This window comes from Microbacterium sp. C-MGS6 (assembly GCF_058140415.1).
This window is the reverse complement of the sequence record NZ_CM176934.1, coordinates 1,553,321-1,565,632: the sequence shown is the minus strand read 5'-3', so window position 1 is coordinate 1,565,632 and position 12,312 is coordinate 1,553,321. Positions and strand designations below refer to the sequence as shown.

Here is a 12,312-nt window from a genome sequence, read left to right as displayed (position 1 = left end):
TCAGGCTCCTTCCGCGGCGACGGTCCGCCGCTCGATGCGCTTGGGGATGTCCTCGCCGACCTCGACGATCCGGTGCACGAAGACCCCGGGCAAGTGGATCGTGTCCGGATCCAGCTCCCCCGGTTCCACGAGCCGCTCCACCTGCGCGATGCACACGCGTCCGGCCATCGCGGCGAGCGGGTTGAAGTTCCGGGCTGCCTTGCGGAACACGAGGTTGCCGTGCCGGTCGCCGCGCGCCGCATGCACCAGGGCGAAGTCGGTGGTGATGGCCTCCTCCAGCACGAACTCGCGGGGCTCGCCGTGCACCGCGAACGTGCGCACGTCCTTGGGCGGTGATCCCACCGCGATCGATCCGTCGGGGTGATACCGGCGGGGCAGGCCCCCGTCGGCCACCTGGGTGCCGACGCCCGTCTGGGTGTAGAACGCGGCGATCCCGGATCCTCCCGCTCGCAGCTTCTCGGCGAGCGTGCCCTGCGGCGTCAGCTCCAGCTCGAGCTCCCCGGACAGGAACTGCCGCTCGAACTCCTTGTTCTCCCCCACGTACGACGAGGTCATCTTGCGGATGCGCTGCGCGGCGAGCAGCACGCCGAGCCCCCAGTCGTCCACCCCGCAGTTGTTGCTCACCACGCTCAGGTCGGTCGTGCCCTGTGCGAGGAGCGCTTCGATGAGCGCGATCGGGTTCCCGGAGAGTCCGAAGCCTCCGACGGCGAGCGAAGCGCCGTCCGGAATGTCGGCGACGGCGGCCTCCGCGGATTCCCACTGCTTGTCGATCACGTCTGCTCCTTCGGTTCCGTGTCCCCACCAGCCTCCCGCCCCGGCGGAGTCACGGCCAGCTCCCTCTTGCGATGTGGACGCCCGCGCCACTAGCGTCCACGATGTGGACACTGCGACGAACCCCGTCCCCGGCACTCAGGCTGTCGCGCGGGCGGCGCGGCTCCTGCGACTGGTGACGGCCGCCGGCACCGACGGCGCCACCCTGCAGGAACTCGCCGGCAGCGCCGGTCTCTCCCGCCCCACGACGCATCGCCTGCTCAGCGCCCTGCGCGTGGAGGGGCTCGTGGACCGGGACGGCGACAGCAGCCGCTGGATGCCGGGACCCGAGCTTTTCCTCATGGGATCCGTGGCCGCCGCTCGATACGACGTGACGGCCCTGGCCCGGGACATCGTGCGGTCGCTCGCCGTGAAGACCGAGGAGAGCGCCTTCTTCTCCGTCCGGCGCGCGGACGAGACGGTCTGCCTGCTGCGCGAGGAGGGCTCGTTCCCCATCCGCTCCTTCGTGCTGAGCGAGGGGGTGCGCTTCCCGCTCGGAGTGGCGAGCGCCGGCCTCGCGATCCTCGCGTTCCTCCCCGACCATGATGTGGATGCCTATCTGGAGCGCCATCCTGAGCTCGTCGAGAGCTGGGGGCGCGCTCATGGCGAGCGCCCGCTGCGGAAGCGCCTCGCCGAGACGAAGGAACGCGGATTCGCCGTCAACCCCGGCCTGATCGTCGAGGGGAGCTGGGGCCTCGGCGCGGCGGTGTTCGACCGTGCAGGGCGCCCGGAGTGGGCGCTCAGCCTCACCGGTGTCGCCTTCCGCTTCGGCCCGGAGCGTCAGGCCGAGCTGGGCCGGATCCTCCTCGCCCACGCCCATCAGCTCTCGGCGAGGATCGCCCACGCCCGGCGGTGACCTCGATACATATCAGTAGGTATATACTTTCTGGTATGAATCGCTCGGAGGTCATCCCGTCACTCGTCCTGTCGGGGTACGCGCTGGGCCGCATCGCCGCCCAGGACGCAGGGAACGACGCCCCCGCGGCGCAGTGGCGGGTGCTCAGCCTGCTCGATCAGTCCGGTCCCCGCCGTGTCGGCGAGCTCGCCGCAGCAGCTCGCACCACGCAGCCCGGGATGACCCGGCTGCTCGGCACGCTCGAACGCGAGGGTCTCGTGCATCGCTCCCCCGATGCCGACGACTCCCGTGCCACCGTCGTCGCCGTGACCCGGGACGGGACGGCGGCCCTGACTGCCTGGCGCTCCGAGTTCCGGGAGACGATCGCGCCGCGGTTCGCCGACCTCGACGACGATGACTGGCACGCCCTCACCCGTGCGGCAGAGATCCTCGCCGCCCGCACCTCCGCAGACCGGACAGGAGAGATCCGTTGAACACCGCCCCCGCATCCCGCACCCCATCGGTCTGGAAGCAGCCCGCCCAGGTGTGGGCCGTCGCCTTCGCGTGCGTCGTCGCCTTCATGGGCATCGGCCTCGTCGATCCGATCCTCCCGGCGATCGCGGAGTCCCTGGAAGCGACGCCGGTCGAGACGGAGCTCCTGTTCACCAGCTACCTCCTGGTCACCGGCCTCGCGATGCTCGTCACGAGCTGGATCTCCAGCCGGATCGGCGCCAAGGCCACGCTGCTGGTCGGACTCGGACTGATCGTGGTGTTCGCCTTCCTCTGCGCGATCAGCGGCAGCGTCGACGCCGTCATCGGATTCCGGGCCGGCTGGGGTCTGGGCAACGCGCTGTTCATCTCGACCGCGCTGGCCACCATCGTCGGCGCGGCATCCGGCGGCAGCAGCGCGGCGATCGTGCTGTATGAGGCTGCTCTCGGCCTCGGCATCGCCGTGGGCCCGCTGCTCGGCGGCATCCTCGGCGAGCAGAGCTGGCGCGGACCGTTCTTCGGCGTCGTCGCCCTGATGGCCATCGCGTTCATCGCCGTCCTGGTGCTGCTGCGAGGGCCGGGCGAGAAGCGCACCCCCGTGAAGTTCTCCGCCCCCTTCACCGCTCTGCGCCGTCCCGCTCTCGCGATCCTCGCCGTGGCCGCCCTGTTCTACAACATCGGCTTCTTCGTGCTGCTGGCGTTCTCGCCGTTCCCCCTGGGCTTCGGGGCCATGGGCATCGGCCTGACGTTCTTCGGCTGGGGCGTCGCCCTCGCGGTCACCAGCGTGTGGGTCGCGCCCGTGCTGATGCGCCGGATGCCGAGGACCCACGTCATCCTCGCCGTGCTGCCGCTGCTCGCCGTCGACCTCGTCGTCGCGGGGCTGGTGGTCGCCGAACCTGCCGCTCTCGTCGTGTGCATCATCGTGGGCGGCCTGCTGCTCGGCGTCATGAACACCGTGCTGACCGAAGCCGTGATGGAGGCGACCGACCTCCCCCGCTCCGTCGCCTCCTCGGCCTACTCCGCGGTCCGCTTCCTCGGCGGCGCGATGGCCCCGCCGATCGCGGCGCTCCTGTGGCACCTGTTCAGCGCGACCGTGCCGTACCTCTTCGCCGCCGCCGCCGTCCTTCTGGCAGCACTGACGATCCTCCTCGGCCGGAAGGTCCTCGCGCACATCGACGACGAACCTGCCGACGCGACCGCGGAGGACGCGGCGGCGATCCTCGTCGGTGACGCCGGCTGACACGCTCGACTACCGTGGGGGCATGAGCGACCCCTCTTCCCTCCCCGAGCGCAGCCGACGGGTGCAGGAGCACCTCCTTGCGGCCGGTGTCGAGACCGAGATCCGGGTCCTGCCGGACTCGGCACGCACCGCTGCGGAGGCGGCCGCCGCCATCGACTGCGACGTCGCCGCGATCGCCAACAGTCTCGTCTTCCTCGCCGACGGCCGCCCCGTCCTCGTCATGACCAGCGGCGGGCACCGGGCGGATCTCGCCGTTCTCGCGCGGAGCATCGGGGCGCGTGCGGTGGCCATGGCGCCACCCGCCGTCGTCCGTGAGGCCACAGGACAGGCGATCGGCGGAGTGGCGCCCGTCGGCCATCCCGCACCCCTCCCCACCTTCATCGACCGCGCCCTGCAGCAGCACGACGCGATCTGGGCCGCGGCGGGCCATCCGCACACCGTCATGCCGCTGACCTTCGCCCAGCTGTCGAGCCTCACCGCCGGCACGGTGATCAAGGTCGTCTGACCGGATGTCCGCGCCATGCCCCATGATGGAGGCGATACCGGCCGCGGTCGGGTGACCGACGACAGGGAGGCGACGACATGTGCGGACGATTCGCGAACGACGCGACGACGGACGAGCTGATCCGGGAGTTCGTCGCCGAGGGCGGCCGACCGGAGGACTGGTGGAAGTCCTGGCACGGCGCCTACTCGATCGCGCCCACCGAGAGCGCCCCCATCGTCCGGGACCGGGGTGAGGGCCGCATCCTCGAACTCGTGCGGTGGGACTGGCAGAGTCCCCCCAACCGTCCCCAGCGCGCCCCGCTGATCAATGCACGGATGGAGAAGCTCGCCGCCGGATTCTGGGCGCCGGCGTTTTCTGCGGCCCGCTGCCTCGTCCCGATGCGCGGGTACTTCGAGTGGACAGGTGAGAAGGGGCACAAGACGCCGCATTTCCTCCACGGGGACGGCCTGCTCGCCGCCGCCGGCCTCACCTGGTCGATGGATCACGAGGGCGAGAAGGTGCGCTGCTTCGTCGTCGTCACCAGGGAGGCGCGCGACGCCGGCGGCGAGGTGCACGACCGGATGCCCGCCTTCCTGACCCCCGACACGTGGGACGCCTGGCTCACACCGGAGAAGCTCACCGGGCAGACCAAGTTGGACACGCTGGCAATGCTCGATCACACCTCCGCCGACGTCGCGGCGACGCTCCGCGGCCACGTCGTGGACCGCAAGGTGAGCAACACCCGCACCGTCGACCCGTCCGATCCCACGCTTCTCGATCCGGTGGCCTGAAACGGGGAGACACGCGACGACGCACGACACCCCGGTCGGGTAGGAGAACGGGCAGAAGTGTGAAACGCTGAGCACACCCCACACCAGCGGTCATCGCGTCCGCGCCTCTTGGCACAGGTTCCCGTGGCGAGAAGGGAATCTTGCAATGGGCAAGTTCATCTACGAGAACAGCGTCAAGGTCGATATCGAAGACCGCGCTCTCACTCACATCCAGCTGGTCATGACCGCGAAGCTCCGCCGTGGCGAGCCCTTCGGCTTCACGTGGAAGGACGACGTCAGCATGGGCGGCGGCCGGACGACGGTCTGGATCCATGCCGGCAGCTCGCTCGTGTACAAGTACCACGGCAGCCGTCAGCCCAGCGTGAACCGCGCCTGGATCGAGGCTCTCGCATTCACGGCGAACGCCCCGAGCGGGCTGTATCTCGTCCCCGAGCCCGCGGAGCAGCAGCAGCCGGATGAGCGCGAGAGCGCTCTCACGCGCTCCTAACACGCCGACGGAGCGGGTTCAACCCCCCTTCGTATCGGTCCTGTCCCTTCGTACCGTGGAGCCATGGGGAACCATACGGGAATGACGACGACGCACATCGAGATCGATGGGCACGACTTCCTCCTGCCTCGCAGCACGGACGTCGCGGACCTCATGTCTCGGATCGAAGCGGCCGCCCGCTCGCAACCGACCTTCGTCGACTTGGCGACGGGCGATGCGCTGACGAGCGTGCTCATCACCGCCCAATCCCGGGTGGTCGTCTACCTCATCCGCGAGGACACGGGGCAGGATGCCCCCATCGACGCCCGTTCGACGCTCGACTGGGATCTCTGAGGAGCACGGCCCGCTCGTAGACTGGACCGATGCTCGTCGCTCTCATCCGCCCCCGAGGATCCATGACCATCGACGTCACCGGGACATCCCTCGAAGACGTCCACACGCAGCTCGATGCTCATCGCGAGCCGGGCTACGCGCTCACGTCCGCCCCGGTGCGCATGCTCAAGGGCGAGGCGAAGATGGAGGCGACGGGAACGTTCCATCGCATCGACGGCGTCGAGCAGATCGAGGCCGACGACATGGCAGGCATCGAGGCCAAAGTGCCCGAGGGCTGGCAGTTGCTGTCGGTCCGTCGCGCCTGACGCGCGACCCGCCCACCCGAGCGCACGTTTCCCACCCTCTCGCGCAGGTCGACCCGCACGCACCGTGCGGGCTCGAAAAGGCTCCTGCCCTAGCCTGCAGAGGTGCGGTTTCGATCCCGCTAAGAGCACCCTGGCGGCCGGCATGGACGCGACCGTGGATGCAGCGAGCGTCTCGTTCGTACAGACAAAAGAAAGAGCCTCGGAGATGGCGAGATCTCTGAGGCTTGTTCCGTGCACCCCCAGGGACTTGAACCCTGAACCCACTGATTAAGAGTCAGTTGCTCTGCCGATTGAGCTAGAGGTGCGTGGCCCGGGATAACCCCGACCGAGGAATTACATTACCAGCGGTTGGCGCCGAGACGAAATCCACGGCGACCCGGGCGTGGCTCGGGCGTTTCGCCCGCCGATCCTGGCCGATGGTCTCTGCGGCTGCGTCGATGACGGCGACTATTCTGAGAGCGTGACCGCCACTTCCGACGCCGCTGACCTGCGCGCCGATCTCCAGCTCGCCCTTCGCCTCGCCGACGCCGCGGACGCGCAGTCGCTCCCCCGGTTCGACGCTGCCGATCTGGTGATCTCCACGAAGGCGGATCACTCCCACGTGACCGACGCCGACCTCGCCACGGAGCGCGCGATCCGCCGACTCCTCGAGGAGGAACGTCCCGACGACGGCATCTTCGGCGAGGAGTTCGGCGCCCAGGGCAGCACCGCGCGGCAGTGGATCATCGATCCGATCGACGGCACGGCGAACTTCCTCCGGGGCGTCCCGCTGTGGGGCACGATGATCGCTCTCGCGATCGACGGTGTGCCACGGGTCGGCGTGGTCAGCATGCCGGCGCTCGGTCGACGGTGGTGGGCGGCGACGGGACACGGCGCCTGGACCGTCGATGACCGCACGGAGCGACGCCTCGCCACCTCCTCCGTCTCGGCGCTGGATGAGGCCAGCGTGAGTTTCCAGAGCATCGCCCAGTGGCGCGACGCCGGGCAGCTGGACGCCCTGCTGCGTCTGAGCGAGCACGTCTGGCGCGATCGGGCGTACGGCGATGTCTATGCGTACATGCTCCTGGCGGAGGGACGATTGGAAGCCGTCGCCGAGTTCGATGTGAAGGAATACGACATCGCCGCCGCCGTGGCCATCGTCAACGAGGCGGGTGGGCGCATGACGGCTTTCGACGGTTCCGAGACGATCTCGGCGCGCTCGACGCTCGCCACCAACGGCATCCTTCACGACGACTTCCTCCGTCTTCTGCACGACTGATACCTCCGAGGCACCATGAACTCCCGACGACTCGCGGCTCTGACCGGCCTCGTACTGATCGGGGCGCTCCTCACGGCGTGTACTGACGGCGGCACACCCGACCCGTCGCCCTCGCCGGAGCCCACATCCGCCGCGGGTGACGCCGCGGCGACGCCGGCGGCCACGGATGAGCTGACGTGCGAGTCGATGATCTCGGAGGGCACGGTCGCCGCCCTCACCGAAGCCGGGTGGACCGCCGAGCCGCGGGAATTCCGCGTCGGCGGCGTCGAGCTCTCGGAGGGACTCCTGTGCTTCTGGGCGGACTTCACCGTCCCGTCCGATCACGGTCAGATGTACGGCTGGTCTGCGCTCTCCCCCGCCGACGCCGAACGGGCGCGGGAGGGCCTCGAGGACGAGGGCTGGCGGAGCGAGGAGAGCGCCCAGGGCGTCTACGTCACGGAGGATCCTCAGTACGCGATGAGCACCGACGAGGACGGCTACGGCATGACGTACCTCTTCGGCGACGGCTGGGTGAAGGTCGCCGACACCAAACAGGGGCTGCTTCTGGTCGAAGGCCGGGACTGAGCAGCGCATCATCCCGACGACGTTGTCAAGCGTCTGGGCTCCTCTCCGCGGAGAGAGCATGCTGGAGGTATTCGTCGAGGAAAGGAACGCGCATGGCTAACGACAGCGACCGCAACGACATCAGCACCGAGCCCTCCCCCGGCCCGGAGGAGAACGACAACCTCGGCGCCGAGGACAACAAGGGCGAGCCGCGAACGGTTCCGCCCACGGATGGGTCCGACGATGACGGGGACGACGTCCTCGCGGAGGATCCGGACCGCTCGCACTGAGCCTGTCGAACACAGGAGCCCCGCCTCATGACGAGGCGGGGCTCCTATCGTCTCGTCCGGGCGTCGACCCCTGGACGATCTCGTCGACGAGGTGGATCCCCCCAGTCGAGTTGGCCGACTGCATCAGATCCTCGATCCACTGCGGATTCAGTTTCGGCGGCTCCCGACCTTCGAACGTGAAGCGCAGCGGGATCGCCGGATGCAGCCAGATCGTAGAGCGACCGTAGGCCTCTCCCTCGGGGTGGGTCCAGGACACCGTGAAGCTCTCGTTGCGTCGGAGCTTCGTCGCGATCACGACCTTGAGGTGCGCGAGCGCTCGGTCTTCGATGTGGAGCTGGCTCGTGCCGTCGTACATGATGAACCCCATGTGCGAATCGTAGGCCCGCGTTCCATCCGTCACCAGAGGCAGTCAGGTCCTCTGGAGTTCATGGCCGCCGGGATCTGAGCGCGAGCATGTCTGTATGAGCGCCCACCGCTGAGTGACGTCCCCCGAAGAGGGGACAGACGGCTCCTGGCATACGTCGATACTCTGGCCGGATCAGGGGACTCGTGCGAGATGCGAGAGGTGCGAGCGTCGATGGCCGGTCACGCCGATCATCGCCCGGCGCTCATGATCGGAAGGACTTCTCATGACGATCGATGTCGTTGCGGAGCCGCTGGTGGCAGCAGTCCGCGAGGCGTGGGCCAGGGCGCGGGGAACGATCCTCATGCCCTCGGGATTCCAGCTGACGGAGGTGACGGTCGATGCCGGATCGTTGACTGCTCAGGTGGCCGACCCCGCCGGCTCGCGATTCGGCATGCGCGTGGCGCTTCCGAATGCCGCGCGGTGGGAGGGTCGTGTCCAGGGCGGAGAGGGGACATCAGAGCACTGGGCGCTGTGGAGCGTCATCGTCCCCCTCATGGAGGAGCTGGAGACGGACGCCGCGCACCGCTTCCCTCCGGACGCCGACGGCGTCCGCTGGGTGGCCTCATAGGAGAAGCCCCGGTGTCCCGGACGAGAGTCCGAGCCACCGGGGCTTCTTTCTGGTGACAGCGACCTGGTGGAGCTGGGGGGAATCGAACCCCCGTCCAACGCTGAGTCTCCACGCCTTCTCCGGGCGCAGTCTGTGGAAGCGTTCTGCTCGGCTCCGACCTTTGTCACAGACACCTAAGTCGACGAGCCCAGCCTGGGAAGAGTCCCACGTGACGTCCAGACGCCGTCACGCAGCAAGATTCCTAGATGACGCCAGGATCCGTATCGGAATCACATACGGTCTGACGGACTATCGGGCTCGCTTAGGCAGCGAGGGCGAAGTCGTTGCGCTTGGTTTCGGCAACTATTGTTTTGCAGAGAGCGTTTACGAGATAACTCTGCATCCTCGGCCCGCTTCTCGTGGATTCACAGGCGCTGTCGAAACCGATCAGCCCCGTGGTCCTTCTCTCGAAGGAGCCGCTGTCACACTGTGGAATTGTCACTCCCGGGCGACGAGCACCCGAGCATCTCAGACTACAACGTTCGCGCCTCGGCCGCCATTCCCCGCCGCCGATACCCGTCGCGTAGAGTCGGCCCATGAGCGATGTGACAGTCACCGTCCGCGGCGAACACGAGGCGCGTCTGTCGCCGGAACGGGCGACCATCCGCGTCACGGTGCGCGCAGAGGGTCCGGAGCGCGCGACCGTCGTCGACCACGTCCTGCGTCTGACCGAGCCCGTCCGCAGCAGCATCGTGGGACGTGTGGATGCCGGCACCGCCCTCGACTGGAGCAGCACGCGACTCTCGGTGCGTGCCGAGCGCCCGTGGAACGCCGAGGGGAAGCGTCTCGCCCCGGTGTACTACGCGAGCATCGACGTGACCGCGACCTTCGCGGAGGCCTCGGAGCTGTCCCTCTGGATCTCCGACATCTCCGCGTGGGACGGTGTCGAGATCGGTTGGGTCGACTGGCATCTCACCCCGGAGACCCGCGTCCGCGTGGAACGAGAGGTCGCCGCACAGGCCGTCGGCGTGGCCGTGACGAGGGCCGAGGCCTACGCCGCTGCTCTCGGTCTCGCCCAGGTGACTCCCGTGGAGATCGCTGACACCGGCCTGCTCTCCTCCACGACGCCGGCGCCGGGCGCTCCGCTCGGGAAGGCACGCGGCGCCGTCGCCTTCGCGGCCGATGCCGCCCCGGCCATGGAGTACGAGCCGCAGGACATCGTGCTCACGGCAACCGTCGAGGCGCGGTTCCTCGCTCGCTGACCCGCGCCCTCAGTTGGCGACGACGAAGGGGGCGAGGTCGGCGGCGAGGCGCTCCGACACGTGCGCGTGGACGGCGGTACCCGCCTCCTCGTGCTCGACCGACAGCAGCATCCCGGTCTCGTGGATCGCGGCGACAAGGTCTCCACGGTCGTAAGGGATCACGGCGTGGAGCTCGACCGCGGGCTTCGGTAGGGCCTCCTCGATCGCTGCACGGAGTTCGGCGATGCCCTCACCCGACCGCGACGACACGAAGTGCGCCCGCGGCTCCAGGCCGCGGAGAACCAGCCGCTCGTCTTCGGGGATCAGATCGGCCTTGTTGAAGACGACGAGCTCCGGCATGTCACGCACACCGACGTCGCCCATCACGTCACGCACGGTCTGCAGCTGTCCGGCCGGATCGGGGTGCGAGCCGTCGACCACGTGGAGGACGACGTCTGCGTCCCCGACCTCCTCCAGCGTCGAACGGAAGGCTTCGACGAGCTGGTGCGGCAGGTTGCGCACGAAGCCGACGGTGTCGGTCAGCGTGTACACGCGGCCGTCCTCGGTCTCCGAGCGCCGCACGGTCGCGTCGAGGGTGGCGAACAGCGCGTTCTCCACGAGGACGCCCGCGCTCGTCAGCGCATTGAGCAGACTGGACTTTCCGGCGTTCGTGTATCCGGCGATGGCGACAGACGGGATCGTGTTCCGCTTGCGCTCGGCGCGCTTCGCCTCACGCGCCGGGGCGAAGTCGCGGATCTGCTTGCGCAGCAGCGCCATCTTCGTCCGGATGCGTCGACGGTCGAGCTCGATCTTCGTCTCACCAGGACCGCGCGAACCCATACCGGCGCCGCCGGCGCCGACCTGTCCACCGGCCTGACGGCTCATCGATTCACCCCAACCACGCAGGCGCGGCAGCAGGTACTCGAGCTGTGCGAGCTCGACCTGGGCCTTGCCCTCCCGGCTTTTGGCATGCTGGCTGAAGATGTCGAGGATCACAGTGGTCCGGTCGATCACCTTGACCTTCACGACGTCCTCGAGCGCTCGTCGCTGGCTGGGCGCCAGCTCGGTGTCGGCGATGACCGTGTCGGCGCCGACCGCCGCGACGATGTCCTTCAGCTCCTGGGCCTTGCCTCGCCCGAGGTAGGTGGCGGCATCCGGGTGCGGGCGGCGCTGCAGCACGCCGTCGAGCACGACCGCGCCCGCTGTCTCCGCGAGCGCCGCGAGTTCGCGCAGCGAATTCTCCGCGTCCTCCTGGGCACCCTGCGGGTACACCCCGACGAGCACGACGTTCTCCAGCCGGAGCTGGCGGTACTCGACCTCGGTGACGTCCTCGAGTTCGGTGGACAGACCACCCACGCGCCGCAGCGCGTGCCGATCTTCGAGGTCCCACTGTTCGCCGTCGGCCGTCGAATGCGCGGCCGTCGCTTCGTCCTGGAGTGCCTGCGCGGCGCCGAACGTGCGCACCTCGGAGCGCTTCTCTGCGTTCGCCAGCACGCGGTCGACCGTCTGGTCGTCGGTGGAGGGTGTCTTCGTCTCCGTCATCCGTTCCTGTCTCTGGTTTCCTCGCGAGCCTTAACCTTAGCCCGCGCTGTCCGGTACGCTCACCGTATGGGGTCCGACCACTATTTCACTGCGGCCCCGGCTAGCCCCGAGAACCTGCGCAAGATCCGCGTATCCCTTGCAGGCCGTGAGCTCGAAGTGACCACCGCGGGTGGTGTCTTCAGCCCGGATCGACTCGACGCCGGCACCGCAGTGCTCCTCGCCAACATGCCTCCCGTTCCTCCCGGAGGTCATCTTCTCGACCTCGGGAGCGGGTGGGGGCCGATCTCCCTGTCGATGGCACTGGCCTCGCCGCACGCGACCGTCTGGGCGGTGGACGTGAACGAGCGGGCCTTGGATCTCGTACGTCGCAACGCGGCTGCCCTTGGCCTCACCAATATCAACGCCTCCCTGCCCGAAGATGTTCCCGACGACGTGACCTTCCGCACGATCCGGTCCAATCCGCCGATCCGCGTCGGGAAGAACGAACTGCACGGGCTGCTGGAGAAGTGGATCCCGCGGCTCGACGAACGCAGCGACGCGTGGCTCGTCGTCCAGCGCAATCTCGGCGCCGACTCTCTGCAGCGCTGGATCGCTGCGACCTTCCACCCCGGTTTCAGCGTCTTCCGCACGGCGACGGGCAAGGGCTACCGCATCCTCAAGGTGAGGAAGCACGGGACGCCGCCGACGGAACCGATCGACGTCGTCTGAGCC

The 12,312-nt window shown here is 68.7% G+C and carries 17 protein-coding genes, 1 tRNA gene and 1 other RNA gene; 14 read left to right on the top strand and 5 right to left on the bottom strand.

Features of this window, described 5'->3' with window-relative positions; all coding sequences use genetic code 11:
• On the bottom strand, positions 1 to 774 hold the full coding sequence (locus AC3B5L_RS07505) for a CoA transferase subunit A (protein ID WP_292797183.1): 774 nt from the start codon (positions 772 to 774) through the stop codon (positions 1 to 3).
• A gap of 103 nt (positions 775 to 877) precedes the next feature.
• Here AC3B5L_RS07505 and AC3B5L_RS07500 point away from each other — a divergent pair, with 103 nt between their 5' ends.
• From AC3B5L_RS07500 to AC3B5L_RS07465, 8 genes are all read left to right on the top strand, one after another.
• On the top strand, positions 878 to 1,666 hold the full coding sequence (locus AC3B5L_RS07500; RefSeq protein WP_259953924.1) for an IclR family transcriptional regulator: 789 nt from the start codon (positions 878 to 880) through the stop codon (positions 1,664 to 1,666).
• A 35-nt stretch (positions 1,667 to 1,701) separates the two neighbouring features.
• Entirely contained in the window at positions 1,702 to 2,139 is a 438-nt protein-coding gene (locus AC3B5L_RS07495; RefSeq protein WP_259953925.1) for a MarR family winged helix-turn-helix transcriptional regulator, read from the top strand.
• Positions 2,136 to 3,374, top strand: a complete 1,239-nt coding sequence (locus AC3B5L_RS07490; protein ID WP_187663911.1) for an MFS transporter — start codon at positions 2,136 to 2,138, stop codon at positions 3,372 to 3,374. Before AC3B5L_RS07495 ends, AC3B5L_RS07490 begins: the two co-directional genes overlap by 4 nt.
• A gap of 22 nt (positions 3,375 to 3,396) precedes the next feature.
• On the top strand, positions 3,397 to 3,879 hold the full coding sequence (locus tag AC3B5L_RS07485; protein WP_259953926.1) for a YbaK/EbsC family protein: 483 nt from the start codon (positions 3,397 to 3,399) through the stop codon (positions 3,877 to 3,879).
• 77 nt (positions 3,880 to 3,956) lie between these two features.
• Entirely contained in the window at positions 3,957 to 4,649 is a 693-nt protein-coding gene (locus tag AC3B5L_RS07480; RefSeq protein ID WP_187663909.1) for an SOS response-associated peptidase, read from the top strand.
• A 145-nt stretch (positions 4,650 to 4,794) separates the two neighbouring features.
• Positions 4,795 to 5,136, top strand: a complete 342-nt coding sequence (locus AC3B5L_RS07475) for a DUF7882 family protein (RefSeq protein ID WP_187663908.1) — start codon at positions 4,795 to 4,797, stop codon at positions 5,134 to 5,136.
• Positions 5,137 to 5,217: 81 nt separating this feature from the next.
• Positions 5,218 to 5,469 (top strand): hypothetical protein, encoded by a 252-nt coding sequence (locus tag AC3B5L_RS07470; RefSeq protein ID WP_187663907.1) that lies wholly within the window; start codon positions 5,218 to 5,220, stop codon positions 5,467 to 5,469.
• A gap of 29 nt (positions 5,470 to 5,498) precedes the next feature.
• On the top strand, positions 5,499 to 5,774 hold the full coding sequence (locus tag AC3B5L_RS07465; protein WP_187663906.1) for a hypothetical protein: 276 nt from the start codon (positions 5,499 to 5,501) through the stop codon (positions 5,772 to 5,774).
• A gap of 232 nt (positions 5,775 to 6,006) precedes the next feature.
• Here the strand turns inward: AC3B5L_RS07465 and AC3B5L_RS07460 are convergent.
• Positions 6,007 to 6,079, bottom strand: a tRNA-Lys gene (locus AC3B5L_RS07460).
• A 155-nt stretch (positions 6,080 to 6,234) separates the two neighbouring features.
• Here AC3B5L_RS07460 and AC3B5L_RS07455 point away from each other — a divergent pair.
• The 3 genes from AC3B5L_RS07455 to AC3B5L_RS07445 all read left to right on the top strand — a co-directional run bounded on the left by AC3B5L_RS07455 (position 6,235) and on the right by AC3B5L_RS07445 (position 7,865).
• Positions 6,235 to 7,032 (top strand): inositol monophosphatase family protein, encoded by a 798-nt coding sequence (locus tag AC3B5L_RS07455; RefSeq protein ID WP_187663905.1) that lies wholly within the window; start codon positions 6,235 to 6,237, stop codon positions 7,030 to 7,032.
• Between the two features lie 15 nt (positions 7,033 to 7,047).
• On the top strand, positions 7,048 to 7,596 hold the full coding sequence (locus AC3B5L_RS07450; RefSeq protein ID WP_187663904.1) for a hypothetical protein: 549 nt from the start codon (positions 7,048 to 7,050) through the stop codon (positions 7,594 to 7,596).
• 92 nt (positions 7,597 to 7,688) lie between these two features.
• Complete coding sequence (locus AC3B5L_RS07445; RefSeq protein ID WP_187663903.1) at positions 7,689 to 7,865, top strand: hypothetical protein; 177 nt, start codon at positions 7,689 to 7,691, stop codon at positions 7,863 to 7,865.
• A 25-nt stretch (positions 7,866 to 7,890) separates the two neighbouring features.
• Here the strand turns inward: AC3B5L_RS07445 and AC3B5L_RS07440 are convergent, their stop codons facing one another.
• Entirely contained in the window at positions 7,891 to 8,232 is a 342-nt protein-coding gene (locus tag AC3B5L_RS07440; RefSeq protein ID WP_187663902.1) for a DUF7882 family protein, read from the bottom strand.
• Between the two features lie 262 nt (positions 8,233 to 8,494).
• Here AC3B5L_RS07440 and AC3B5L_RS07435 point away from each other — a divergent pair, with 262 nt between their 5' ends.
• A complete protein-coding gene (locus AC3B5L_RS07435; RefSeq protein ID WP_187663901.1) occupies positions 8,495 to 8,839 on the top strand; it encodes a hypothetical protein in 345 nt (114 codons plus the stop codon).
• A 64-nt stretch (positions 8,840 to 8,903) separates the two neighbouring features.
• Here AC3B5L_RS07435 and ssrA read toward each other — a convergent pair.
• Positions 8,904 to 9,273: a transfer-messenger RNA gene (gene ssrA / locus AC3B5L_RS07430) on the bottom strand.
• A 141-nt stretch (positions 9,274 to 9,414) separates the two neighbouring features.
• Between ssrA and AC3B5L_RS07425 the strand changes: the two genes are divergently transcribed.
• Positions 9,415 to 10,080 carry an SIMPL domain-containing protein gene (locus AC3B5L_RS07425; protein ID WP_187663900.1) on the top strand — a complete coding sequence of 222 codons (666 nt, stop codon included), beginning with the start codon at positions 9,415 to 9,417 and terminating at the stop codon, positions 10,078 to 10,080.
• A gap of 9 nt (positions 10,081 to 10,089) precedes the next feature.
• Here AC3B5L_RS07425 and hflX read toward each other — a convergent pair whose 3' ends face one another.
• Entirely contained in the window at positions 10,090 to 11,601 is a 1,512-nt protein-coding gene (gene hflX / locus AC3B5L_RS07420) for a GTPase HflX (RefSeq protein WP_259953968.1), read from the bottom strand.
• 66 nt (positions 11,602 to 11,667) lie between these two features.
• Between hflX and AC3B5L_RS07415 the strand changes: the two genes are divergently transcribed.
• Entirely contained in the window at positions 11,668 to 12,309 is a 642-nt protein-coding gene (locus AC3B5L_RS07415; protein WP_259953970.1) for a class I SAM-dependent methyltransferase, read from the top strand.
• Positions 12,310 to 12,312: the final 3 nt, after the last annotated feature.

Bases quoted from the DNA above. Each gene is read 5' to 3' on its own strand.
- AC3B5L_RS07495 (WP_259953925.1), top strand. From the start codon at position 1,702: ATGAATCGCTCGGAGGTCATCCCGTCACTCGTCCTGTCGGGGTACGCG.
- AC3B5L_RS07485 (WP_259953926.1), top strand. From the start codon at position 3,397: ATGAGCGACCCCTCTTCCCTCCCCGAGCGCAGCCGACGGGTGCAGGAG.
- AC3B5L_RS07480 (WP_187663909.1), top strand. From the start codon at position 3,957: ATGTGCGGACGATTCGCGAACGACGCGACGACGGACGAGCTGATCCGG.
- AC3B5L_RS07475 (WP_187663908.1), top strand. From the start codon at position 4,795: ATGGGCAAGTTCATCTACGAGAACAGCGTCAAGGTCGATATCGAAGAC.
- AC3B5L_RS07470 (WP_187663907.1), top strand. From the start codon at position 5,218: ATGACGACGACGCACATCGAGATCGATGGGCACGACTTCCTCCTGCCT.
- AC3B5L_RS07465 (WP_187663906.1), top strand. From the start codon at position 5,499: ATGCTCGTCGCTCTCATCCGCCCCCGAGGATCCATGACCATCGACGTC.
- AC3B5L_RS07450 (WP_187663904.1), top strand. From the start codon at position 7,048: ATGAACTCCCGACGACTCGCGGCTCTGACCGGCCTCGTACTGATCGGG.
- AC3B5L_RS07445 (WP_187663903.1), top strand. From the start codon at position 7,689: ATGGCTAACGACAGCGACCGCAACGACATCAGCACCGAGCCCTCCCCC.
- AC3B5L_RS07440 (WP_187663902.1), bottom strand. From the start codon at position 8,232: ATGGGGTTCATCATGTACGACGGCACGAGCCAGCTCCACATCGAAGAC.
- AC3B5L_RS07435 (WP_187663901.1), top strand. From the start codon at position 8,495: ATGACGATCGATGTCGTTGCGGAGCCGCTGGTGGCAGCAGTCCGCGAG.
- AC3B5L_RS07425 (WP_187663900.1), top strand. From the start codon at position 9,415: ATGAGCGATGTGACAGTCACCGTCCGCGGCGAACACGAGGCGCGTCTG.
- hflX (WP_259953968.1), bottom strand. From the start codon at position 11,601: ATGACGGAGACGAAGACACCCTCCACCGACGACCAGACGGTCGACCGC.
- AC3B5L_RS07415 (WP_259953970.1), top strand. From the start codon at position 11,668: ATGGGGTCCGACCACTATTTCACTGCGGCCCCGGCTAGCCCCGAGAAC.